The organism is Frigoribacterium endophyticum (assembly GCF_011759585.1).
GTDB classification, from domain to species: Bacteria; Actinomycetota; Actinomycetes; order Actinomycetales; family Microbacteriaceae; genus Frigoribacterium; species Frigoribacterium endophyticum.
The window spans coordinates 1,426,392-1,449,836 of sequence record NZ_JAAOYV010000002.1; the positions used below are offsets into that span (position 1 = coordinate 1,426,392).

Sequence of the window (23,445 nt, forward strand, 5' to 3'; positions counted from 1 at the left end):
GCGGGTCGGGCCCGGCGCCCCGGTCGGCTACGCCTCGCGGCCGGCCGGCATCTGGGTCCCGCGGGGGTCGGTCTCGGCGAGTCCCTCGAAGATCGACTCGATCTTCGCGAGCACGTCGGCCTCGAGCTTCACCCCCGACGCCTTCGCGTTCGACTCCACCTGCTCGGGGCGCGAGGCGCCGATGATGGCCGAGGCGACGTTCTCGTTCGAGAGCACCCAGGCGAGGGAGAGCTGCGCCTGCGTGAGCCCGAGCTCGTCCGCGACGGGCTTCAACTGGGCGACCGCGTCGAGCACGTCGTCGCGCATCCAGCGCTCGATCATCGACGCGCCGCCCTTCTGGTCGGTCGCGCGGCTGCCCTCGGGCAGGGCGGCGCCCTTCTGGTACTTGCCCGTGAGCACGCCCTGCGCGACGGGCGACCAGACGATCTGCGAGATGCCGAGCTCCTTCGAGGCCGGGACGACCTCCTCCTCGATGACCCGCCAGAGCAGCGAGTACTCGGGCTGGTTCGAGACGAGCTGGATCTTCAGCTCGCGGGCGAGGGCGTGCGCCTCGCGCAGCTGCTCGGCGTTCCACTCCGAGACGCCGATGTAGAGCACCTTGCCCTGGCGCACCAGGTCGGCGAACGTCTCCATCGTCTCCTCGAGGGGAGTCTCGACGTCGTAGCGGTGGGCCTGGTAGAGGTCGACGTAGTCGGTCCGGAGGCGCTTCAGCGAGCCGTTGATCGACTCAGTGATGTGCTTCCGGCTGAGGCCGGTGTCGTTGTGGCCCTTGGGGCCGGTCGGGCCGTAGACCTTGGTGAAGATCTCGACCGACTCGCGGCGCTCGCCCGCCAGCGCCTCGCCGAGGACGACCTCGGCCTGGGTATTCGCGTAGACGTCGGCCGTGTCGAAGGTCGAGATGCCGACGTCGAGGGACTTGCGGACGCAGGCGGTCGCCGTGTCGTTCTCGACCTGCGAGCCGTGGGTGAGCCAGTTGCCGAAGGTGAGCTCCGAGACCTTGAGGCCAGAGTTTCCGAGGTACCTGAATTCCATGGGGTGTGCTCCTTGTCGGGCGCGCTCCGGTGCGCGCCGCCGTGCACGGTAGTCCGCGCGCTGCGTGCGCTGCGCGTGCGCTGCGCGGACGTGACCCCTTCCGGCACCCCGTTCTCGCCCCGGAACCCCGCCGCGGCGGGGTTCGCGTTCGACGACGGGGTGTCTCGCGCCTGGTGCCGCGCGGCGCGGCACGGCGCCGGGCGGGGCCGCCCGGTGACGCACCACGTCTTCGCCGGGGAACCACGCCGCGGCGTGGTTCGGGTGCGAGGACGTGGTGCCTCGGCCCAGCCAGCGGGCGAGCGGGCAAGCGGGCGCCCGGGCGGGCGCGCGGACGTGGGGGCCGGGCGGCACGGTCGGGGAAGGCCGATCCACTCCGGAGTGGATCGGCGATCGTGGAGCGCGCCGTCGAGCCGTCGTGGGTCGGATCGGCCAGACGGGCGGGGCCGCGGGGACGACGCACCACGTCTTCGCCGGGGAACCACGCCGCGGCGTGGTTCGGGTGCGAGGACGTGGTGCCTCGGCCCAGCGAGCGCGGCGAGCGAGCGGGCGCGGCGGCGCGGCTCAGGCGTCCTCGTCGAGGATGCGGGTGAGCTCGGGGGCGAGCGCCGACGACCAGAGCTGGTGCACCCGCGCCCACGAGTAGAGCTCGTCGCCCAGGCGCGCGTCGCCGACGTCGGGGTCGGGGAAGGGCACGAACACGCAGTCGCCGCGGTCGCGGACGAGCCTCACGCTCGCCTCGTTCAGGCGCTGCACCTGGTGCCGGATGCGCTCGCGGCCCCAGCGCGGAGTCTGGCGGAAGCGGTCCATCGGCGGGATGCCGCCGACGATCACGGGGCTGAGCACGGTGCCGGTGCGGCGGGCCCGGTCGAGCAGCACGTCGAGGCCCGCGGTCCAGTCGCGCACCGACGTCATCAGCAGCACGTCGCTGAAGCCCAGCGCCACCACCGTCGCGTCGACGTCGGCGGACTCCGCCGCGCAGCGCGCCGCGGCCTCGCCGACCGTCAGCACCCCGCCGCCGCCGTCGACCCAGGCGAAGGGCCGCCCGCGGGCTGCGGACACGGTCGCGGCCAGGCGGCTCAGGGTCGTGAGGGCCTCGTCGACGACTCCGAACCGGGGGGAGGCGGTGCTCCCGACCCAGGCGACGCGGTCGGCCGAGACGTCGGTGACGGCGTCCGCCGTGGGGTCGGGCCCCTCCGGGAAGGTCCCGGCCCGGATCGACCGCCGGAACTGCTCGAGCTGCAGCCGCAGCACGGGCCGCGCCGCCGCCCAGAAGAGCTCGGAGGCGCCTCGCCGCGGGGGAGGGGTGGTGGTCGACCGCGTCATCAGGGCCTCCGTGTCGGCGCGGGCGCTGCCCGGTCGGGTTCGGGCCCCCGCCGTCGGGCCCCGTGGCCGGGCGCGCCTGCGTGTCGAACCTAGCCGCGACCGGCGGCCCGACGGGGGTCCGGAGGTGCACTGCGCGCAGATCGGACAGGCCGGCCATCGAGCACCGAGCACCGAGCACCGAGCACCGACGACGACCGGCGCGGGTCACTCCGCCCGGGGCAGCCATCCGCGCTCGAGGGCGAGCGTCACCGCGCGCGTCCGGTCGGCGACCCCCAGCTTCTCGAACACGTGGAGGAGGTGCGTCTTGACCGTCGCCTCCCCGATGAAGAGCCGGCGGCCGATCTCGGGGTTCGAACAGCCGGCCGCGACGAGGTCGAGCACCTGCGTCTCGCGGGCGGTGAGGGGGCTCGCGGCGGCGTCGGCGCCCGGGGCGGGCGTCCGGGCCCGGGTGACGAGCAGCGCCGCCATCGACGGAGCGAGGGCGACCTGCCCGGCGACCACGGCACGGAGGCCCGCGAGCAGCTCCGCCTCGGGCGCCGCCTTGAGCAGGTAGCCGCTCGCGCCGGCCTCGATCGCCGAGAGGATCGAGTCGTCGGTCTCGTAGGTCGTCAGCACGACGACGCTCGCCTGCGGCCGGGCGAGCAGCACCTGGCGGGTGGCGGCGACCCCGTCGACGCCGGGCATCCGCAGGTCCATGACGACGAGGTCGGGGGCGAGCTCCGCCGAGAGCCGCACGGCCTCGGCGCCGTCGGCCGCCTGGCCCACGACCGCGAAGTCGTCGGCCCCCGCGAGCAGGGCGACGATGCCCTGGCGCACGATCGGGTGGTCGTCGACGACGAGCGTCCGGGTGGCGGGGCGGGCGTCGGGGGCGGTCTCGGCTGCTGCGCCCGCGCCTCCGCCCGGTGCCGCGCTCACGACGCCACCGCCGCGAGCGGCAGCCGGGCCGCCAGGGTCGTGCCGCCCGCGCCGCTCCGCAGGTCGAGCGAGCCCCCGGCGAGGGCGAGGCGCTCGGCCAGTCCCTCCAGCCCGAACCCGTCGCGGGCGAGGGCCGGGTCGAAGCCCGTGCCGCCGTCGACGACCGTGAGCACCGCGTCGTCGCCGTCGCGCCGCAGCACGACGCGCGCGCTCGCGGAGCCGCTGTGTCGACGCACGTTCGCCAGCGCCTCCTGGGCGCAGCGCACGACGACGACCTCGTGCTCACGGGCCAGGCCCCCGGCGGCGCCGGCTTCCAGCTCGACCCGCACGTCGACGTCGATGCCCGTCTCGCGGGCGAAGCGCGCCCCGAGCCGCTGCAGCGTCGTGCCGAGGTCGGTCGCGGCGGGGCCGGGGGAGGCGGTGGCCGCGACCAGCGCACGCGTCTCGGTCAGCGCCTCCCGGGCTGCCTCCTCGACCACGTCGAGCCGTTCGCCGGCCGTCGTCAGGTCGCCGGCGACGAGCGCGCTGCGCGCCTGCTGCGCGAGCAGCACCACGCCCGTGAGGCTCTGCGCCACGGTGTCGTGCAGGTCGCGCGAGAGCCGTTCGCGCTCGGCGCTCGTGCCGACGTCGCGGGCGCGGGCCGCCAGCTCGCCCTGCGCGTCCTCGAGCTCGGCGAGCAGCCGGGCCCGCTCGGCGCCGGCGTGGGCGATGCTCGTGATCCAGAGGCCCAGCGCGATGCTGAAGGCGAGCGAGAGCACCTCGCTGGTGGCGGCGGTGCGGACGGTCTCGGCCGTCGGGCCGAGGGCGAGCACGAAGCCGGCCGTCACGGCGGCGACCAGGGCGACGTTGCCGGCGATCGCGCTCCGCACCGACGGCAGCAGCGCCCAGAGCACGGGCATGAGGAAGGCCTGCGCCGTGGCGAGCTGGGGGGAGGCGGCGGTCAGGGCCCCGGCGACGAGCACGACGAGCGCGGCGGCGACGAGGGCCCGCGGGCCCGGACGGTCGGGGCGCACCGGGTGCCCGGGGCGGCCGGGGCCCCCGGAGCCCCGCGGGCCGCGATCGGCCGCCCGCGCCGCGAGCACGGGGCGCACCGCGCCGATCCACACGCCGACGAAGGCGCCGAGGGCCGGGCCGGCCGTGCCCGGCACGCGCGAGACGTCCTCCGACACGAGAGCGAGCACGGCCAGGGCGACGAGCGTCAGCCCGGCCCCGGCGTCCCAGCCGCGGAGGGCGCCGCCCCGCAGGGCTCCGCCCCGCACCGGCGAGCCCGCGGGCGACCCGGCCAGCGACCCGGCGGGCGCCCCCGCGGGCGCCCCCGTCGGGGTCGTGTCGCCGGTGTCGTCGTTCACGCGCCCCCCTCGGGTCGGTCGGGTCGGCGGGCCCGGCGTGGTCGGCCGGGTCGGTCGTCAGTCATCCTGCCGGATCCAGCGGAAGGTCACGAGCGTGACCCCGAGCCCGACCACCAGCCAGACGCCGAGCCACAGCACCACCGACGGCAGGTCCCAGCTGCCCGAGGGCTCCGCCGCCGCGAACTCCGGCGGCAGGAACACGCTGCGGGCGCCCTGCGCCAGCCAGCGCAGCGGGAAGGCCGAGGCCACCGACTGCAGCCAGCCGGGCAGCTGCGAGAACGGGAGGTAGACGCCCGAGACGAACTGCAGCACGACGGTGATGGGCACGATGACGGCGGTCGCGCTGCGGCCGGAGCGGGGGAGGCGCGAGAGGGCGATGCCGAGCAGCGACGTCGTGGCCAGCCCGAGCAGCCAGATGCCGGCGAACCGGGCCCAGGTGCCCGGGTCGGTCGGCAGGTCGACGCCGAACGCCAGCGCGGCGACCGCGAGCAGCAGGGCCAGCTGGAGCGCACCGGTGACGAGCACCTGCCCGATCTTGCCGAGGAACCACGACGCGACCGGCAGCGGCGTGCTCGCCAGCCGCTTCATCGTGCCGTCGGCGCGCTCGCCCGCGATGTCGACGGCGAGCGACTGGACGCCGATCAGCAGCACGCCCGAGGCGATCATGCCGGGCAGGTAGTAGGTCGCGGCGTTCACGACCGAGCCGTCGGGCGCCTCGCCGAAGTCGGACAGCTCGCTGAACGCCGTCGAGAAGACGAGCAGCATGATCACCGGGAAGGCGAAGGTGAACAGGACGGTGTCGCCGGCCCGGAAGAAGGTGCGCACCTCGGTGCGGGCACGGTCGAGGCCCAGCGTCAGGACGGTCATCGCGCCTCCTCTGTGACGATGCGGGCGGTGCCGACGGGGCCGGCGGTGCCGGCGGTGCCGGGGGCGGGTGCATCCGCCTCGTCCGCCGCGTCGACCGGCTCGGGCTCGGCGACGAGCCCGAGGTAGACGTCCTCCAGGGTCGGTCGCACCACCTCGAGCCCGGCGGGCTCGACGCCGTCGGCCACCAGGCGCGCGACCAGCGCGGCGGGCTCCGCCGTCGTCACGTCGTGCGCGCGCCCGTCGGGGCCTGTCCAGCGCACGTGCGGAGTCCGTGCCCCTGGCCCGCCCAGCGTGTCGGGTGTGCCCTCGGCGACCACGCGGCCGGCCGCGACCACGACGACCCGGTCGCTGAGCTGCGCCGCCTCGTCGAGGTAGTGGGTGGTGAGCACGATGCTCGTGCCCGTGTCGGAGAGCGACCGGACCACGCCCCAGAAGGCCCTCCGCGCCTCCGGGTCGAAGCCCGTGGTCGGCTCGTCGAGGAACAGCACCTCGGGCCGGCCGACGATGCCGAGCGCGACGTCGACGCGCCGACGCTGACCGCCCGAGAGGCTGCGGAGGCGCTGGTCGGCCTGGGCGGTCAGGCCCACCGCCGCGATCACCTCGTCGGCGTCGCGGGGCGCGGGGTAGGCGAGGGCGGTGCTGCGGACGATCTCGCGCACCGTCGAGCTGCCGTCGCCGCCGCTGGACTGCAGCACGACGCCGACGCGGGCACGCCAGGCGCGGTCGGCCCGGGCGGGGTCGACGCCGAGCACGGCGACCTCGCCCCCGGTGCGGCGGCGGTGCCCCTCGAGGATCTCGACGGTGGTCGACTTGCCGGCGCCGTTCGGGCCGAGCACGGCGACGGTCTCGCCGGCCCGCACGTCGAACGAGAGGCCGTGCAGCACGGGCCGGTCGCCGTACGACTTGGTGAGGCCGCGCACGCGCACGGCGGGTTGTGTGGTCATCCCCCCAGCCTCGCCGGGCGTCGACCCGGTCGGCACGACCGGTCGGAGGACGGTGCATCCACCGACCGGTGGACGCCCTGGGGAGGGACGACGCCCGTCCGGCCCCGCCCGCCTCAGGGAGCTGACGACCCCGACCTCTCTCGGATGCGGGAGCTGACGAACCCGATCTCTCAAATTCGAGAGGGATCCGCCGCGGGCGAGCCAGGGCAGGCGGGAGTCACGGGTCGAGAAGTCGGATCGCTCTCGCATTCCGCCCGGCGAGCCGCGCCGTAGGCCAGTCGCACCCGCACCCGCACCCGCACCCGCACCCGCACCCGCGCCCCGCGCCTACCCCCGCGGCGCGACCTGCGCGTCGACGACGGCGAGCACCGCCGTCTCGTCCGCCGCGTCGAGCCCGGCGCGGCGGGGCCGGTCGCGCCCCCGGGCCAGCTCGTCGGCGAGCACCCGCGCGACCGTCTCGCGCAGCGGCCGTCGCACCCCGCCCGCCGCGACGTACGCCGCCCCGCTCCGCCGCACGAAGCCCCCGGCGTCGAGCGGCAGCCAGAGCGGCAGCGACCGCGGCCCGGCCCACCACGAGACGCCGGCGGCGAGCAGGGTCGCGTCGTCGACGGTCACGAGCTCGAGCGCCGCCCCGGGGCCGACCGCCCCGGAGCCGACACCCCCGGAGACCGCAGCCTCCGAGGCCACCGCGACCCGCACCTCCCGCAGGAACTCCTCCAGCGGCACCGGCTCGCCCACCGCGTCGACGGTGCCGACGACCCCCTCCCGCCCCGCCCGCTCGACGAACGCGGCCAGGTCGCCGACGTCGACGGCCTGCACCCAGCGCCCCTCCGTGGTCGGCACGACGACGCGGCCGCCGCGGTGCATCCGCCCGGGCCACCAGCCGAAGCGGTCGCTGGGGTCGCCGGGCCCGACGACGAGGCCGGGGCGCACGACGAGCAGGCGGTCGCCGAGCCGGCCCGCCGACTCCCGCTCGGCCGCGACCTTCGAGTCGGCGTAGACGGAGGGGTCGACCGGCTCGACGAGCTCGGCCGACTCGTCGGCCCCCGGGGTCGCGGTGTCGGCGTAGACGGAGACGCTCGACACGAGGGTCCAGTGGGAGGCGCGGTCGGCCAGCGCGCGGAGGGCCGGCCCCACGAGGGCCGGGTCGGACGACAGCTCGACCACCTCGTCCCACTCGCCGACGAGCTCGTCGTACGCGGCCGGGTCGCGGCGGTCGGCACGGACGAGGCGGGCTCCCTCGGCGACGGCGCCGGACTCACCGCGGGCCAGGCACGCGACCTCGCCGCCCCGCGCGACGGCGGCCGCCGCGATCTCGCGGCCCAGCCAGGCCGTCCCGCCGAGGATGAGGGTGCGCGTCATGCCCCGAGCCAACCAGGCCGGGGCTCCTCCCCGTCACCGACGTCGCGCGGAAGGTGCACTTGCCGACCAGGTGCCCCGATCCGCCCGTCTGATGACGGGGAATCCGGTGATCAGGACCTCTACGGTCGGCATTTGCAGGTCAGAAGGGAGCTGAGAGGGGGTTCGCGCGGGGAGGGGTGAGCCGCGGAGGGCAGCCCGCGCGGAGGCGCGGTACGGCCTAGCGGCGCGCGCCGCTGCCCTGCGTCGTGCGGGCGCGGCTCGAGCCGGCCGTGAGCTCGGGGACCAGCAGCCGCGCACGGAGCACGGCCACGAGCTGCTCGGGCTGGAGGGCGGCGAGCTCGGCGCGGCTGGGGGTGCGGGCGCGGCCCGCGGCGTCGTCGACGGGGCGGGTCACGCGGCGTCGGCGAGCTGCGCGAGCACGGCGACCATGTCGATCGGCTCGGTGACGGGCATGTCGGTGAAGGAGACGGGGATGCTCATGGGGGTCCGTTCGGTGGTGCCCGGGCGAGGAGCGGGGCGGGGATCGGGGTGCGACGGTCGAGTGCTCGATGAGCGGGGGCTCGACGTGCCTCCGGGAGGCGTCGCCCGGAGTCGGGGACCGGTCCGCTGAGACTACGGCGCGCCGCCCCCTCGATCTCCCCCCTCGACCGCGGCCCGACGGCGGCGTCGCAAACCGGACGCCCGGGAGCGCCGCGGAGACCGAGACCGGACAGTCGCGGCGTCCCCTGACCGTGCGGTCACCGGCCCCGCCTACAGTGAGGGCTCCCCCGCGAACCCCGGAAAGCGTGATGTCCTGACATCCACCGACACCCTCCTCGACCATCCCGAGACCGACGCGCACGCCGTCTGGCTCCGGGCGATGGAGGCGTTCAGCGGCACCGTGGACGACCCGCGCGACCGGGTCCTCTCCCTCTTCAGCTTCATCGCCTCCGACCACACGGCCGCCCCGCCGTGCCCGTGCCTCCACGCCGGCGGCGACGTCGAGACCGCCGAGCGGCACGTCCTCGAGCTCTCCCGGCTCGTCGACCGCCTCTGCCGCGAGGGCGGCTACCCGCCGCCCCTCGGCCACGCCATCGTGCTGATGATCGAGGGCGCGCTCGTCGAGGCCCCGGTCATGGGGCCGGACGGGCCGACGCGCGACGCCAGGACGGCCGCGGCGATGCTGCTCGCCGTCTACGAGACGGGCGTCGGCGCGACCGACTTCTGAGGCGACTCCCCGGGGTGCCGCCACGGCGAGGCCGGTGCCCGAGGGGTGCGGCCCAGTGCGCTATCCGGACAGCGCGCCAGCAGTGTCGGTGGCTCATGGCACGATCCATCGCGGATGACAGACGACTACGACGAGCGACGCTTCCGCGTCGACGCCCACGGTGACGACCTCGACGAAGCCCGCGACACCCTCGCTCACGCGTACGAGGGGATCGAGTGGCGCGCCGAGCGTTCCGACGCGCCCTTCTCGTACCGGTACTCGTCGGCCGGCGACCAGTTCATGAGCCTGAGGGCGGTGCGCTTCGAGGGCCGCATCGAGGGCGAGATGCCGCCCGGCGACGACTACGTCATGCAGTGGATCACCCGCGGCCAGGGCACGCTCGACGTCGGGCCCGACGAGATCCGGCTCGAGGCCGGGCAGCCCCGGCTCTGGCCGTCGGTGCCGTTCCGCTTCGCGTTCTCCGACTACGACCAGCGGCTCGTGCAGATCAACCGCCAGACCGTGCACGACCTCGCGGCCGAGCGTGGCTTCACGCCCGCGCAGCTCCGCTTCGACCACGCCGTCGAGCCGCGGCAGCAGGCGATGGCGCTCTGGCGCAACAGCGTCACGCTGATCTCGCGCAGCGTGCTCGACGGCGAGGCGAGCCCGCTGCTGCAGGCCGAGATGGGCCGCCTCGGCGCGATCGCCCTGATGGAGCTCTACCCGCAGCAGGGCTCGCCCCTGCCCGACGAGCTGCTCCTGCCGCGCAACGCCCACGTGCGCGCCGCCATCGAGCACGTGCACGCCCACGTGCAGCTGCCGCTGACCTCGGTCGACCTCGCCGAGGTGGCCCACGTCAGCGTGCGGGCGCTGCAGCAGGCGTTCCAGAAGCACGTCGGCACGACGCCGAACGGCTACATCCGCGCGCTCCGGCTCGACCGCATCCGCGAGGAGCTCCTCGTCAGCGACCCGCACCGCACGTCGGTCGCCGAGGTCGCGAAGCACTGGGGCTTCGCGCACGCGGGCCGGTTCGCGGCGGCCTACGCCGAGAAGTTCGGCGAGTACCCCAGCGAGACGCTCGAGCGAGCGCACTAGCGCGGCTGCCGCTGCGCCGTGGCGCCGAGGTGCCTCCACCTGGGCCTTCGACGGCCCGCACGGCCCAGGACGAGTCGTCTCGACGCCCGGCGTCGCCCACGCCGCGTCGTCTCGACGCCCCGGCAGCGACGCGCCCGGCGGCCCGCCCGTTTGAGCCCGGGCGCGCCCGGGCAGGGGGCAGCCACCAGAGAGAGGACCCTCGTGAGCCCCGACCGACGCCAGACGATCCCCGGACTCCCGCCCCTCGGCGAGCCCTTCCCCGACGTGCGGCGCATCGCCGTGCTGCGCGGCGGCGGGCTCGGCGACCTCGTCTTCGCGCTGCCGGCGATCGCCGCGCTGCGCGCCGCCTACCCGGGCGCCTCGGTGACCCTGCTCGGGTCGCCCGTGCACCGCGCGCTCCTGGCGGGGCGGCCCGACGTCGTCGACGAGGTCGACGTGCTGCCGGTCGTGCCGGGCGTGGGCGACGCGTCGGGAACCGAGGTCGACGAGGCCGCCACCGAGCGCTTCGTCGAGCGGCACCGCGCCCGGGGCTACGACCTCGCGGTGCAGGTGCACGGTGGCGGTCGCAACTCGAACCCCTTCCTGCTGCGGCTCGGGGCACGGCACACGATCGGCACCCGTACCTCCGACGCGGTGCCCCTCGAGCGCACGATCCCCTACGTCTACTACCAGCACGAGGTGCTGCGGGCCCTCGAGGTCGTCGCGCTCGCCGGGGCGGCCCCTGCGGGAGGCGCGGTGCTGACCCCGACCCCGGCCGAGCTCGAGCGCGGTGCCGAGCTGCTCGGCCGCTCGGGCGCCGGCGGTGACGGTCGCCCGGTGGTCGCGCTCCATCCCGGGGCGAGCGACCCGAGGAGGCGCTGGTCGCCTGACCGCTTCGGTCACCTCGCGGCCCGGCTCTCGCACCACGGCGTGCGGGCCGTCGTCGTCGGCGAGGGCGAGGACGTCGCCCTGGCCGACCGGATCGTGGCCGTGGCGCGCGCGCGGGAGCCTCGCCGTGCCTCCCTGGTGGGCTCGCTCGCCGGTCAACTGAGCCTCTCCGACCTCGTCGGGGTGCTCGCGTCGGTCGACGCCTTCGTGGGGAACGACAGCGGCCCGCGGCACGTGGCGGAGGCCGTCGGCACGGCGACGAGCTCGGTGTTCTGGTTCGGCAACGTGATCAACGCGGGCGCCCTGGGGCGGACGCGGCACCGCGTCGCCATGGCGTACACGACGGCCTGCCCGGTGTGCGGCGCCGACATCACGCAGGTGGGGTGGACGGCGGAGCGCTGCGAGCACGACGTCAGCGTCGTCGACTCCGTGACGGTCGACGAGGTGTGGGAGAACACGCGGGAGGTGCTCGACGGGGTGCTCGCCGACCGCGGCGAGCGGGTCGGGCGTGACCTCGACGAGCGCGACCACGACGTTGCCGGCCGGCGTCACGTCGACGAGCCTGACGGGGACGAGCGATCGCGGCACGGCACCGCCGCGCCGGACCCCGCCCGGGGCGAGCTGCTCGCCGGGACGGCGGCTCGCCCCGGTGGGGCCTCGGTCGACGCGAGCTGAACTCCGGCCCGCGTCGCCGTCGAAGTCGCGACCTAGCGGGCGTCGACCTCGAAGGCGAAGCGCTCGCCCGACTCGGCCAGGAGCACCTCGTACGACGTGACCTGGCCGAGCGGGGCGGGCACGGACACCGTGCCCGTGTAGCCGAGCGTCGTACCGGCGCGCACCTGGCGCCCGTGTGCGTCGTAGATGACGAACCGCTCGAAGAGGCCGCCGGTGACGGTGACGGACGCGGCCCCGGCCGAGACCTGGCCGACCTCGACGCCCGGGGCGGGTGCCGGGGCGACCGGCGGCTCGACGGTCTGGCCGTCGTTCACGACCGTGACGGTCTGGGTGCCGATCGTCTGGTACAGGTCGCGGACGGTCAGCGTGTAGCTGGTGCTGCCGACGGGGGCCTCGACGGAGGCGCGAGCGCTGCCGTCAGGGCCGAACAGGCCGCTGGCGGCCCAGAGGCCGTCCATGCCCGTCATCGTGAAGTAGTGGCCGGTGGGGCCGGTCAGGTCGAGGCTCGCGTAGCCCCCGCGGAGGCTCGAGACGTCGACCGAGACGAGGTCGTCGCCGGGCTCGGCGGGCACCTCGGGCTCGACGGGGGTCTCCGGCTCGACGGGCACCTCGGGCTCGATCGGGGTCTCGGGCTCGATGGGGGTCTCGGGCTCGACCGGGACCTCGGGCTCGACGGGCACCTCGGGCTCGACCGGTGTCACCGGGTCGCCGGCCGTGCGGTCGATGACGACGTCGACCGAGTCGACGATGTCGTAACCCTCCTTCAGGTTCAGCACGAACCGTGACGACACGCCCTCGGGGGCCCACAGGCTGACCCGGGCGGTGCCCTCCGGCGAGAAGGTGCCGCTGCCGGCCCAGTAGTCGTGCGCGTCGAAGACGCTGTAGGCCTGGCCGGCGGGGCCGGTCAGCACGACCTGCGCGTAGTCCTGGGTGATGGACTCGACGTCGTACGCGAGGAGGCCGGAGCCCGGGTCGGCCGGCGTGCCCGGGTCGACCGGCGGCGCGACCTCGCGGGGGTCGACGCTCCAGACGAAGTCGAGGCGGTCGACGAGCTGGCCCGCCTCGTCGGTCAGCGTCACCTGGATGCGGAAGTCGTAGGCACGGGCGTTGTCGATGCCGAGCTGGATCGTGTTGTGGCCGGAGTCGTCGAGCTGGACGCGCCGCACCTGGCCGTCGTCGTAGGTGAACTCGACCATCGAGCGCGGCGTGCCCTGCACGTCGACGACGAGGAGGCCGCTGCCGACCTCCGTGGCGGTGAGGACGGGGGTGACGAGATCCCCGGCCTCGGCCGTCGAGGCCGAGGAGGTCGTGCTGGCGGCGCCGGCGGTCGGCGCGGGCGCCGCGAACGCGGGGCCGGCGACGAGGGAGGCGAGGACGACGCCGGTGGCGCCGATCGTCGCGAGGCAGGCTTTCTTCGGGGGCATGGTGCTCCTTGGGTCAGGCGTGCCGAGGCGGCACGCTGACCGGAATGCTACACACCGCATATCTCCCGTGCTGAGCGCGCGCTCTGTCTCGTGCGCGACCGCCCGCACAGAGGAACGCCCTCCTCCGCCACGGGTGGGGCAGGGGAGGGCGTTCCGGCCGCGAGGGTCCAGGTCTCGCAGCGACGCGTCGACGGGCCGTCGTTCGGGCTCGGGTCTGCCGTGGCGACCGGGGTTCGGGCCTCCGATCGACTGCGTGACGTCAACGGTAGACGTGGCCCCCGTCCGGGGCGAGGGGTGGACCCGCGGCCCTCGATCGTGTAGACGCGAGCGTTGCTCAGGGCCAGCTGTCCTCCTCGGGGTGGGTCACGACGAGCTCGCGGATCTCGCTCCGGGCCGGCATGCCGAGCACGTAGAGCACCGCGTCGGCGACGTCGGCAGGGTCCTGCAGGCGCGAGTCGTCCTGCGGCTTGTACTGCTCGTCGCGGGCGTCGAAGAACCGCGTCGCCATGCCCGAGGGGATGAGCGTCGTCACCCCGACCACGCCCTTCAGCTCGGCCGCCAGCGACCGCGTGAAGCCGACCACGCCGAACTTCGACGCGCAGTACGCGGTCGCGTCGCCCACGGCCTTGATGCCGAGCGACGAGGCGACGGTCACGACCTTGCCGTGCGACGCCTTGAGGTGCGGCAGCGCGGCGCGCACGGTCGAGACGGTGCCGAACAGGTTGACGCCGACGATCTTCTCCCACGACGCCGTGCTGAGGCCGTCGAGGGGCGCCGGGGTGTCGACGCCGGCTGCGGTGACCACGGCGTCGAGGCCGTCGTGCGCCTCCGCGGCGGCCGTGACCGCCGCCTCCACCGCGGTCGAGTCCGAGACGTCGACGCGGTGCGACTCGATGCCCTCGGGCACGCGCGAGACGTCGAGGTCGAGCACGATCGGCGTGCCGCCGGCCTGTTGCACGGCGTGCGCGACGGCGGCGCCGAGGCCGCTCGCGCCGCCCGTGACGACCACGCGCCCGGGGCCGCGCCGGCCGCTCTGGGCGCCCGGGGCGCCGGTGCTGCTGCTGGTGTCGGTCATGGGGTTCCTTCCGTCGGGGTGGTGGTCAGCACCGTCTCAGCCCACGCGCTCCAGCGCCGAGGCGAGACGGGTGGTCGACCGCCCGGGGTGGAACGGCACCGTCACGGTGCGCCCTCCCCAGCCGGCCACGAGCGAGGCCTCGGGCAGGGTCTCGGCGGAGTAGTCGCCGCCCTTCACCCAGAGGTCGGGGCGCACGCGGTCGAGCACCGCGTGCGGGGTGTCCTCGTCGAAGACGACGACGGCGTCGACGCACTCGAGGGCGAGCAGCAGGTCGACGCGGTCGCCCTGCGACATGATCGGCCGCTCGGGGCCCTTGAGGCGCGTCACCGAGGCGTCGCTGTTGAGGCAGACGACGAGGCAGTCGCCGAGCGCACGGGCCGCCGCGAGGGTGCGGGCGTGCCCGGCGTGCAGCAGGTCGAAGCAGCCGCCGGTCGCCACGACCGTGCCGCCCTCGGCGCGCACGCGCTGGGCGACGGCGAGGGCGTCGGTGCCGGGCAGGGCCACGGGCGCCGGAGGCGCGGCATCGGCCCCGGTCCCGCTCCCGCCCCGCAGCGCCTCCAGGTCGAGCACCGCGACCCCGCCCCCGCCGAGGAACGCCGCCGCCGAGCGCACCGCGGTCGCGAGCGCCTCGTCGACGGGCGCCCCGCCGAGCAGGGCGACCGCGAGGGCGGAGGCGAGCCGGTCGCCGGCGCCGCACGGGTCGGCGGCGTCGACGGTCGGCGCCGGGACGTGGGCGGGGACGTCGCCGGCGCCCTCGGCGGCGAGCACGGCGCCGCGACCGCCGAGCGTGACGGCGACGGAGCGGACGCCCCAGCGGTCGCGCAGCTCGGCCGCCGCCCGGCCGGCGGAGGCGACGTCGGCCACGGCCGAGCCGTGCAGCGCCGACGCCTCGCCCTGGTTCGGCGTGACCACCGTGCAGCCGGCGACCGGCGCGGAGCCCGCGGGGTGCGGGTCCCAGACGACGGGCGTGCCGCGCCGGGCGACGGTGCGGAGCGCCTCGCGCAGCCGCTCGACGCCCGTGACGCCCCGGCCGTAGTCGGCGACGACGACCGCGTCGGCCGCGAGCACGGCGGCGAGCATCTCGTCGGTGACGAGCGGGGCGGGCGCCGGCCCGCAGGCGTCGTCGACGCGCGCGATCGCGTGGCCCGCGTCGGTGCGCACGCGGGTCTTGGTCGGCGTGCCGGCGCGCAGGTCGCCCGCGACGACGGGCAGGTCGCCGAGGGCGCGACGCACCTCGTCGGCGCCGGCGTCGTCCGAGAGGGCCGTGACGAGCTGCACGGGCACGCCGTCGAGCGCGAGCAGCGCGGCCACGAGCCCCGCGCCTCCGGCCCGGGTGCTGCGGGTCGCGACGTCGAGCACGGGCACCGGCCCGTCCGGGCTGAGCCGCGTCGCGGAGCCCACCACGTCGACGTCGAGCAGGGTGTCGCCGACGACGACGACGCCGCTCACGCGCGGCCGCCGCGGTCGGGGCCGGTCGAGCCGGTGCGCGCCACCTCGGCGTCGAACACGAGGCAGAGGGAGTGCACCGCGATCAGCTGCGCCTCCTGCACGTTCGACGACGGGCCGGGCAGCGTGATCGCGTCGTCGCAGACCGACGACAGCGGGTTCGGCCCGGGGCCGGTCAGCGCCCAGGTGGTGACGCCGATCTCGTGCGCGGCCTCGGCGGCCTCGATCAGGTTCGTGCTGGCGCCGCTCGTCGAGAGCAGCACGAGCACGTCGCCCGCACGGCCGTGGCCGCGCACCTGGCGGGCGAAGACCTGGTCGAAGCCGTAGTCGTTGCCGATCGCGGTGACGGCGCTCGACTCGGCGTGCAGCGAGATCGCCGAGAACGAGGGGCGGTCGGCGGCGAAGCGCCCGACGAACTCGCTCGTGAGGTGCTGGGCCTCGGCCGCCGAGCCGCCGTTGCCGGCCGCGAGCAGGCGGGCGCCGCCACCGAGCCGGGCCGCGAGCTCGACGCCCCAGTCACGGAGGTGCTCGGCCTCGTCGCCGAGGGCACGCAGCACCGGGTCGAGCGTCACGAGGTGCTCGCGCACGAGCGCGGCGTGGTCGACGGGCGCGCCGACGGCGGTCGGGGTCGACGTCGCCGGCGGTGCCGGCGGGGCGGGAGGCGCCGGAGGCGCGGGGGCGGGAGGCGCGTCGGTCGCCCGCGGCCCCGGGGCCGACGTGCCGGCGAGGTCGCGCTCGGCGCGCTCCGCCGGGCTCGTCGCCGTCCGGACGATCGTGAGCGGGCGGGTGCGGATGGTCGAGCTCACAGGGAGGCTCCCTTCGTCGTGGCGAGCTGGCGGCGGGCCTCCGCCGTCGAGCGGGCGATGGTCGAGCGGTAGCTCGCGGAGGTGCCGGCCGCGATGCGGTCCCACGAGTAGCGGCTGCGGGCCCGGCGGCGGCCCTCACGGCCGAGCTGGCGCGTGGCCTCGGGGGCGTCGAGCATCGTGGCCAGGGCGCTCGCGACGGCCTCGGGGTCGCGCGGCGGCACCAGCCGCCCGGTGACGCCGTCGACGACGGTGTCGATCAGGCCGCCGACCGAGGCCGCGACGACGGGCACGCCGCAGGCCATCGCCTCGAGCGGCACGATGCCGAACGGCTCGTACCAGGGCGCGCAGACCAGGGCGTCGAGCGAGCGCAGCACGGTCGGCAGCTCGGGCTGCGCGACCTGGCCGCGGAAGTCGACGCGGTCGCGCACGCCGAGCTCCTCGGCGAGGGCCGAGAGCGCCCGGTAGGTCTCGTCGCCCGCGAGCTGGTCGCGCGGCGGGCCGCCGACGACGAGCAGCTCGACGTCGCGGCCCTCGTCGACGAGGCGGGCCAGGGCGCTGATCGCGGTGCCGTGGCCCTTGCGGGCGACCAGGCGGCCGACGGTGGCGATCCTCGTCGGCCGGCCCCGCGACTCCCGGGGGCCCTCCGGGGTGAAGAGGCCGGAGTCGACGCCGCAGGGCGCCACGTCGATCCGGTCGGCGGCGACGCCGATCGACCGGAGCTCGAACACCTCGTCGGAGCAGGTGGCGATCACCGTGTCGGCGCTGCGGCCCACCTGCGGCTCGAGCTCCGCGCGCTCGGCGGGGCTCGTGTCGAGCGTGCCCTGGTGGCGGCGCTTGACGTGCCCGAGCGCGTGGAAGGTCTGCACGACCGGGATCGCCCGGCCGCCCCGGGCGTCGCGCACCGCGGGGCGGCGGGCGGCGTCGACGGCGGCGACGCCGCTCATCCAGAAGTGGCCGTGCACGACGTCGGGGCGCGCGGCGAGCCAGGCCCGCTCGAGCCCGTCGGCGAGCGCCGGCACGAACGGCAGCAGCTCGTCCTTCGGCACGTGCTCGGCCGGCCCCGCCGTGACGTGCACGACGTCGACGCCGGACGGCATCGTCACCCGGTCGGGCAGCTCGGCGTCGTCGCGGCGGGTGAACACCGTGACCTCGTGCCCGCGGCGGACGAGCGCGGCCGACAGCTCGGCGACGTGCACGTTCTGGCCGCCGGCGTCGACGCCGCCGAGCACGGCCAGCGGGCTGGCGTGCTCCGAGACCATCGCGATCCTCATGCGGGAGTCCTCTCTCTCGGGGGCGGGGCCGCCCCGGTCGGCGGGCCGGCGTGCAGCGAGCCCGACGGGAGCGCGGCCGCGGCCCGGGGGCCCTCCGTCACCACCGCCTCCAGCACGGCGTCCCACTCGTCGAGGAACCGCCGCAGCCCGTACCGCTCGAGCGCGTGCGCCCGGGCGACCTCGCCGGCCGCGCGGGCGGCGTCGGGGTCGGCCACGAGCCCGCGCGCGGTGCGGACGAGCAGGTCGAGGTCGGTCGAGACGGCGCCGGCGCCCGCGGGCACGGCCCGGTACGCCTCGGTCGTCGCGAGCGCGACCACGGGCATGCCGGCCTGCATCGCCTCGATCAGCGAGAGCCCGAGGCTCGTCCAGCGGATCGGGTGCAGGTAGACGCGGCAGCGGGCGAGCCGCCGGTGCAGCTGCCGGGTGGGCAGGTCGCCGACGACGGCCATCCGGTCGGGGCCGAGGCCGAGCGCGTCGGGCAGGCCGTCGGCGCCCATGCCGAAGACGTCGAGCGGGGCGGCCTCGGCGAACCGGGGCAGCAGGTCGCTGCCGGTGACGCGCCAGCGGCGCACGGGCTCGTTGACGACGACGCCCAGCCGGGCGAGCTCGCCGGTGTAGAGGGGGCCCGGGTCGACGACCCCGTGCTCGATCGTCACGGTCGGGGCGTCGCCGCAGTCCCAGAAGAGGGAGTTGAACGCCGTCACGTGGGCGACGAGCACGTCGTCGCGCCCGGCGAGCGGGTGCACCGAGTTCGGCACGGCCTCGCGCGGGGTGTTGTGCTCGACGAACACGGCGGGCACGCGGCCGGGGCCCGTGCCGAGCGGGCGGCCGAGCAGCCGCTCCGCCTCGGCGAGCTCCTCCGTGCGCTGCAGCACGACGAGGTCGACGTCGGCGTCGCGCAGGGAGCCGGGGTCGACCTCGCGCACGGCCTCCGGCCAGTCGCGACCGGCACGGCCGAGACCCCACGCGCCTCCCTCGGGCGTCGACGGCAGGAGGTACTCGTGGGCGCCGCGCACGAACGCGTCGGCCCAGCCGCCGTGCACGTGCCAGAGCAGGATCTTCATCGGGCGGCCTCCACGGTGCGGGTCGGAGAGGTGCGGGTCGGGGCGGTGCTCGTCGGGGCGGTCGTGCGGGAGTCGCGGGCCGGGTCGTCGTCCCCGCTCCCGACCCGGCCGGGCCGCCCCACGAGCCCGGCCAGCGCGGCCACGACGTCGTCGGCGGAGACCCCGGTGAGGCAGGGGTGCCCGGCGACGGGGCACTCGCGGGCCCGGGTGCCGCGGCAGGCGGCGCCCTGGTCGCCGAGCAGCGCGACCGGGACGCCGTACGGCGCCCAGCGGACGGCCGGCACGACGGGCGAGAAGAGGCTGACCACCGGGGTGCCGACCGCGGCGGAGAGGTGGGCGGGGCCGGTGTTGCCGGTCACCGTGGCCGCCGCGTCGGCCAGCAGGGCCGCCATCGTCGGCAGGTCGGTGCGGCCGCCGAGGTCGACCCCGTCGGCGCCGGCGACGCGGCGGGTCAGCTCGGCCTCGGCGGGCGAGCCCGTGACGAGCACCCGCCAGCCGGCGGCCGTGAGGGCCGTGACGGCCTCGGCGTTCCGCTCGGCCGACCACGCCCGCGCGGGGACGGCGGCCCCGGGGTGCACGACGACGTACGGGGCGTCGCCCGCGACGTCGCGGACGAGGGCGGCGGCCGCGCGGCGGGCGCCGTCGTCGAGGTCGACGGCGAGGCGCCCGTCGTCGCCGGCGGGCAGGGCGAACCCGGCCGCCGCCGCGATGCCGAGGGCCCGCTCGGGCTCGGGCTGGTCGTCGTCGAGCTGCTCGCCGGGCCGCAGGCGGACGTCGAGCAGGCTGCCCGCGTAGTCGGTGCTGACGCCGGTGATCCGGCCGACGCCGGCGAGCCGCAGCAGCAGCGCGAGCGGCAGCGGCGACTGGTGGAACGAGGTGAGCACGACCGCCTCGTCGGGTCGCGCCTGGGCGACGAGGGCCGCGAGGTCGGCGACGTGCTCGGGGGTCGCGGCGGGCGCGGGGTCGACGATCCAGGGCGCGGCCCAGGTGAGCACGCGGTCGACGCCGGGCAGGAGGCGGCCGGCGGCGGCGCCCTGCGGGCCGCAGAGCAGGGTGACCTCGACGTCGGGGGCGGCCGCGACGGCCCTGACGGCGGGCCCGGAGACGAGCACGTCGCCGGCGCTGTCGAGGCGCGCGACGAGCACGCGGCGGGTCACGGGCGGGCCTCCGTCGGGGCAGGGGCAGGGGCGGGGGCCGACGTCGGCTCGGCCGGCCCCAGGCGCTCCGCGAGGTGCTCCAGGGCCAGGGCCACCGCCTCCCGCAGGCTCCCGGCGACGGCGCTGCCGGGCCCGGCGGCCGCGTCGGCGACCTCCCCGGGCAGGGTGACGGGGGTCGGCACGAGCACGCCGAACGCCCCGGCCGCGCGGGCGGCCCCGACGTCGGTGCCGATGTCGCCGACCACGACGCAGTCGGCGGGGTCGGCGCCGACCGCGGCCGCCGCCTCCCGCACGAGCCCCGCCGCCGGCTTGCGGCAGGCGCAGCCGGCGTCGACGGCGTGCGGGCAGACCGCCCAGACGTCGAACGGGCCGGCGAGCTCGTCGACCCGTGCGTCGACCGCGTCGACCTGCGCGCGGGTCAGCACGCCCTCGCCGATCGCCGACTGGTTGGTGACCACCCCGACGGCGCGGCCGGCCGCGCGGACCGCGGCCACCGCCTCCCGCGCCCCGTCGACGAGGCGCACCAGGGCCGGGTCGCCGTTCTGCGGCACGTCGACGACGAGCGTGCCGTCGCGGTCGAGGAGCACCGCGCCGACCCGTCCGGAGGCGCGGCTCGAGCTGGTCATGCCAGCGCCCTTCCCCCTCGCGGCTCCCCCCAAACGTGCGTGGCCGCCTTTCCTGCATGCCCTTCTCCTGGTGCCCTCCTGCTCCGAGCGCAAGCCCTGGTCGTCGGGCCGCTCGCCGTGGCACGGTGGCCGCATGCGACGACTCCCCGAGCCCGACGGCACCCCCGAGTTCCTCGCGCTGCGCGCGCTCAAGCTCGGCGACCTGCTCGTGGCGGTGCCCGCCCTGCACGCGATCCGGCGCGAGCGCCCCGACCACCGCGTCGTGCTCGCCGTGCCCGGCTGGCTCGAGCCGATCGCCGACCTCGTCGGGGGCCTCGACGTGCTCTGGCCGACGCCGGGCCTCGACCACCCGCTCGGCGTCGAGCCGGGGAGGATCGACACGGTCATGAACCTGCACGGGAACGGCCCCGAGAGCCGCGGGGTGCTCGAGCAGCTGGAGGCGCGGGTGCGGCTCGGCCACGAGAGCCCCGGCTGGGCGGGCCCCGCCTGGGAGGACGGCGTGCTCGAGCGCCACCGCTGGGCCCGGCTCGCGACCGAGCACGGCATGCCCGCCGACCAGGACGACGTCCGGATCGACCGACCTGCCGCGCCGAGCCCGGCACCGGGGGCCGTCGTCGTGCACGTCGGCGCGTTCTACGCCTCGCGGCACTGGCCGGTGGACCGCTTCGCCGCGGTCGTGCGGGCGTTCCGCGACGACGGCCACCGGGTCGTGCTGACCGGCAGCGCCGCCGAGCGGCCGCGCGCCCTCGAGGTCGCCGCGGCCGCGCACCTCGGCGACGACGAGGTGCGCGAGCACGTGCTCGCGGGCCGGATCGACCTCGCCGAGATGGCCGCCCTCGTGGCCGAGGCTGCGCTCGTCGTCAGCGTCGACACGGGGGCCGCGCACCTCGCCTCCGCCTACGGCACGCCCTCCGTCGTGCTCTTCGGGCCGGCGCCCGTCGAGGAGTGGGGGCCGCCCGAGGCCGGCCCGCACGTGGTGCTCACCGACGCGCGCCTCCGGGTGGGCGACACCTTCGGCGCCGAGCCCGACCCGGCGCTGCTCGCCGTCACCGCGACGGACGTCGTCGCGGCGGGCCGCGGCGTGCTGCGGGTCGTGCCCGCGGCCGTCGCCGGGGCCGACCGGTGAGCACCGAGGAGGACTTCTTCGCCTCGCTCGCCGCCGACCTCCAGTCCGAGCCCGACCTGCGCGTCACCGTGCAGCGCGCCGTCGGCTACGTGCGGGCTCTGACCCGGTGCGACGAGGTGTCGGTGCGGCTCGACCACGTCACGGGCGACGGCACGCCCTTCGTCGCGGCCACCTCGGCGCGCGGCGAACGGCTCGACGCCCTGCGCGACCGGCACGCCTCGCCGCGGCCGACGCTCCGTGCCGGGGCCGGGGCCGGGGCCGGGCCTGCTGCGACGGGCTCGATCCCGGGCGCGGGCGTCGGCGCCGCTCCGGACGACGGAGGCGCGGTGCTCGTCGACGACACCGCCCGCGACCCCCGCTGGCCCGCCTGGTGCGCCGCGCTCGCCGCCGAGGGCGTCGGCACGACCCTCACCGTGGGCCTGGCGGCGCGGGGCGTCGACCTCGGCGTGCTGACGCTGAGCTCGGCGACGGCCGGGTCGCTCCGCCGCCACGTCGGCGACGAGCCGCTCGGCCTCCTGCTGCGCCAGGTCGCGGTGGCGCTCGCCGGCCTGAGGGCCGCGGCGGACCTCGAGTCCGTCCGTGAGGCCCGCACGGTCGTGGGCCAGGCGCAGGGCATCCTCATGGAGCGGTTCGACCTCGACGCCGACGCCGCCTTCTCGGTGCTGCGGCGCTGGTCGCAGCAGGGCAACGTCAAGCTGAGAGAGGTGGCCGCACGGCTGGTCGAGACGCGGCAGCTGCCGGAGCAGCCGCGTCGGGCTCGTCCTCGCCCAGCTCCCGGCGCAGCCGCGCGAGCAGCTTCGTCAGCAGGCGGGACACCTGCATCTGCGTGACCCCGAGCACCCGGCCGATCTCGGCCTGGCTCATCTCCTCGACGAAGCGCAGCTGCACCAGCTGACGGTCGCGGCGCCCGAGGCCGGCGAGCAGGCGGCCCAGCTCGCACCGCGCCTCCGCCCGGGGCAGGAGGTCGTCGGCGGCGAGGGCGTCGCCGAGGCTCGTGCCGCGGCCCCCGCCCTCGGCGTCGCCGACGGGCACGTCGAGCGAGGTCGCCCAGCGGTCGCGGCGGGCCAGCAGGGCCTCGCGCACCTCGGCGACCGGCTGGCCGAGGTGGTCGGCGAGCTCGTCGTCGGTGGGCTCGCGGCCGAGCTCCTGCTCGAGGGAGGCGCGGGCCACGACGGCCGCGGCGCACAGCTCCTGCAGGCGGCGGGGCGGCCGCACCGACCACCCCGTGTCGCGGAGGTGCCGCTTGATCTCGCCCGACACGGTCGGCGCGGCGAAGGCGACGAAGTCCTCGCCCTTGCCGTGGTCGAAGCGGAGGGCGGCCTTGACCAGCCCCACGCAGGCGACCTGGCGGATGTCGGCCCACTCGTCGCCCGACGACGAGTAGCGGCGGGCCACGGCGTCGGCGACGTCGAGGTGGCGCTCGACGACGTGGGCGACGAGCCGGCGGCGGTCGCGCTCGTCGTCGGCGGTGCCCGCGCGGGCGGCGGCGGCGTAGAGCTCGAGCGTCTCGAGGCGGCGGCGCTCCTCGCGGGGCGTGCGGGCCGAGGAGGCGCGGTGGCCGTGGTCGTGCCCGGCCCGCGCCTCGGCGAGGGGCGTGACGGTTGCGGTCGCCGAGCGCTCGGCGGTCGCCGGGCGGTCGGCGGTCGTGGTGGTGGGTCGGTCGGTGGTGGTCGTGTGCACGGCGTTCTGCCTCATCCCAGCTGAGGTGGGGCGGCTCTTTGCTCGGCCGCCGTCGTGGTGGGTCCGACCGAACCACGGCGTGCGACCACCCGTGCCCCCCTTGTCAGGGTCACGGGTCGTCGGTTACCTTCCCCGGCCCACCGAGCGTCGCTCAG

At 76.9% G+C, this 23,445-nt stretch carries 21 protein-coding genes and 1 pseudogene; 5 read left to right on the top strand and 17 right to left on the bottom strand.

Annotated features, from left to right (window positions below):
- Positions 1-27: 27 nt before the first annotated feature.
- From FHR77_RS14155 to FHR77_RS14190, 8 genes are all read right to left on the bottom strand, one after another.
- Positions 28-1,032 (bottom strand): aldo/keto reductase family protein, encoded by a 1,005-nt coding sequence (locus tag FHR77_RS14155; protein ID WP_167261111.1) that lies wholly within the window; start codon positions 1,030-1,032, stop codon positions 28-30.
- A 561-nt stretch (positions 1,033-1,593) separates the two neighbouring features.
- A complete protein-coding gene (locus FHR77_RS14160) occupies positions 1,594-2,355 on the bottom strand; it encodes an SGNH/GDSL hydrolase family protein (protein ID WP_167261113.1) in 762 nt (253 codons plus the stop codon).
- Positions 2,356-2,559: 204 nt separating this feature from the next.
- The gene (locus FHR77_RS16200) at positions 2,560-3,270 is read right to left on the bottom strand and encodes a response regulator (RefSeq protein WP_167261115.1); all 711 of its coding nucleotides are present in this window, start codon (positions 3,268-3,270) and stop codon (positions 2,560-2,562) included.
- Positions 3,267-4,619 carry a histidine kinase gene (locus tag FHR77_RS16205; RefSeq protein WP_167261117.1) on the bottom strand — a complete coding sequence of 451 codons (1,353 nt, stop codon included), beginning with the start codon at positions 4,617-4,619 and terminating at the stop codon, positions 3,267-3,269. The genes FHR77_RS16200 and FHR77_RS16205 overlap by 4 nt, the downstream gene beginning before the upstream one ends.
- A gap of 57 nt (positions 4,620-4,676) precedes the next feature.
- Complete coding sequence (locus tag FHR77_RS14175; RefSeq protein ID WP_167261118.1) at positions 4,677-5,486, bottom strand: ABC transporter permease; 810 nt, start codon at positions 5,484-5,486, stop codon at positions 4,677-4,679.
- On the bottom strand, positions 5,483-6,430 hold the full coding sequence (locus tag FHR77_RS14180) for an ABC transporter ATP-binding protein (protein ID WP_167261120.1): 948 nt from the start codon (positions 6,428-6,430) through the stop codon (positions 5,483-5,485). Before FHR77_RS14180 ends, FHR77_RS14175 begins: the two co-directional genes overlap by 4 nt.
- A 327-nt stretch (positions 6,431-6,757) precedes the next feature.
- Positions 6,758-7,792, bottom strand: a complete 1,035-nt coding sequence (locus FHR77_RS14185; RefSeq protein WP_167261122.1) for an NAD-dependent epimerase/dehydratase family protein — start codon at positions 7,790-7,792, stop codon at positions 6,758-6,760.
- Positions 7,793-8,009: 217 nt separating this feature from the next.
- Positions 8,010-8,186 carry a hypothetical protein gene (locus tag FHR77_RS14190; RefSeq protein ID WP_156370169.1) on the bottom strand — a complete coding sequence of 59 codons (177 nt, stop codon included), beginning with the start codon at positions 8,184-8,186 and terminating at the stop codon, positions 8,010-8,012.
- Positions 8,187-8,651: 465 nt separating this feature from the next.
- Here FHR77_RS14190 and FHR77_RS14195 point away from each other — a divergent pair, with 465 nt between their 5' ends.
- The 3 genes from FHR77_RS14195 (at position 8,652) to FHR77_RS14205 (ending at position 11,615) form a co-directional block, all read left to right on the top strand.
- Positions 8,652-8,999, top strand: a complete 348-nt coding sequence (locus tag FHR77_RS14195; protein ID WP_167261124.1) for a hypothetical protein — start codon at positions 8,652-8,654, stop codon at positions 8,997-8,999.
- 114 nt (positions 9,000-9,113) lie between these two features.
- Positions 9,114-10,073, top strand: coding sequence for a helix-turn-helix transcriptional regulator (locus tag FHR77_RS14200; protein ID WP_056058453.1), 960 nt, complete (start codon positions 9,114-9,116; stop codon positions 10,071-10,073).
- Positions 10,074-10,274: 201 nt separating this feature from the next.
- Positions 10,275-11,615 (top strand): glycosyltransferase family 9 protein, encoded by a 1,341-nt coding sequence (locus FHR77_RS14205; RefSeq protein ID WP_341777391.1) that lies wholly within the window; start codon positions 10,275-10,277, stop codon positions 11,613-11,615.
- Positions 11,616-11,647: 32 nt separating this feature from the next.
- Here FHR77_RS14205 and FHR77_RS16210 read toward each other — a convergent pair whose 3' ends face one another.
- The 8 genes from FHR77_RS16210 to FHR77_RS16220 all read right to left on the bottom strand — a co-directional run bounded on the left by FHR77_RS16210 (position 11,648) and on the right by FHR77_RS16220 (position 20,484).
- Positions 11,648-13,039 (bottom strand): hypothetical protein, encoded by a 1,392-nt coding sequence (locus FHR77_RS16210; RefSeq protein ID WP_243861676.1) that lies wholly within the window; start codon positions 13,037-13,039, stop codon positions 11,648-11,650.
- Between the two features lie 334 nt (positions 13,040-13,373).
- Entirely contained in the window at positions 13,374-14,114 is a 741-nt protein-coding gene (locus FHR77_RS14215; RefSeq protein ID WP_167261126.1) for an SDR family oxidoreductase, read from the bottom strand.
- Positions 14,115-14,150: 36 nt separating this feature from the next.
- The gene (rfaE2, locus tag FHR77_RS14220; RefSeq protein WP_167261128.1) at positions 14,151-15,563 is read right to left on the bottom strand and encodes a D-glycero-beta-D-manno-heptose 1-phosphate adenylyltransferase; all 1,413 of its coding nucleotides are present in this window, start codon (positions 15,561-15,563) and stop codon (positions 14,151-14,153) included.
- Positions 15,560-16,366, bottom strand: coding sequence for a D-sedoheptulose-7-phosphate isomerase (locus FHR77_RS14225; protein ID WP_424956112.1), 807 nt, complete (start codon positions 16,364-16,366; stop codon positions 15,560-15,562). Before FHR77_RS14225 ends, rfaE2 begins: the two co-directional genes overlap by 4 nt.
- A complete protein-coding gene (locus tag FHR77_RS14235; RefSeq protein WP_167261129.1) occupies positions 16,363-17,637 on the bottom strand; it encodes a glycosyltransferase in 1,275 nt (424 codons plus the stop codon). Before FHR77_RS14235 ends, FHR77_RS14225 begins: the two co-directional genes overlap by 4 nt.
- Positions 17,634-18,701: a glycosyltransferase gene (locus FHR77_RS14240; RefSeq protein ID WP_167261131.1), complete on the bottom strand. Its 1,068-nt coding sequence runs from the start codon at positions 18,699-18,701 to the stop codon at positions 17,634-17,636. Before FHR77_RS14240 ends, FHR77_RS14235 begins: the two co-directional genes overlap by 4 nt.
- Complete coding sequence (locus tag FHR77_RS16215; RefSeq protein ID WP_341777392.1) at positions 18,698-19,858, bottom strand: glycosyltransferase family 9 protein; 1,161 nt, start codon at positions 19,856-19,858, stop codon at positions 18,698-18,700. The genes FHR77_RS14240 and FHR77_RS16215 overlap by 4 nt, the downstream gene beginning before the upstream one ends.
- Positions 19,855-20,484, bottom strand: coding sequence for an HAD family hydrolase (locus FHR77_RS16220; protein ID WP_243861678.1), 630 nt, complete (start codon positions 20,482-20,484; stop codon positions 19,855-19,857). The genes FHR77_RS16215 and FHR77_RS16220 overlap by 4 nt, the downstream gene beginning before the upstream one ends.
- 133 nt (positions 20,485-20,617) lie before the next feature.
- Between FHR77_RS16220 and FHR77_RS14250 the strand changes: the two genes are divergently transcribed.
- Both FHR77_RS14250 and FHR77_RS15660 read left to right on the top strand, forming a co-directional pair.
- Positions 20,618-21,610 carry a glycosyltransferase family 9 protein gene (locus FHR77_RS14250; protein WP_167261135.1) on the top strand — a complete coding sequence of 331 codons (993 nt, stop codon included), beginning with the start codon at positions 20,618-20,620 and terminating at the stop codon, positions 21,608-21,610.
- Positions 21,607-22,440, top strand: a complete 834-nt coding sequence (locus tag FHR77_RS15660; protein ID WP_341777393.1) for an ANTAR domain-containing protein — start codon at positions 21,607-21,609, stop codon at positions 22,438-22,440. The genes FHR77_RS14250 and FHR77_RS15660 overlap by 4 nt, the downstream gene beginning before the upstream one ends.
- Here the strand turns inward: FHR77_RS15660 and FHR77_RS16225 are convergent.
- A pseudogene (locus FHR77_RS16225) lies at positions 22,439-23,305 on the bottom strand (sigma-70 family RNA polymerase sigma factor); the annotation flags it as partial. The gene FHR77_RS15660 and the pseudogene FHR77_RS16225 sit on opposite strands and share 2 nt — an antisense overlap.
- Positions 23,306-23,445: the final 140 nt, after the last annotated feature.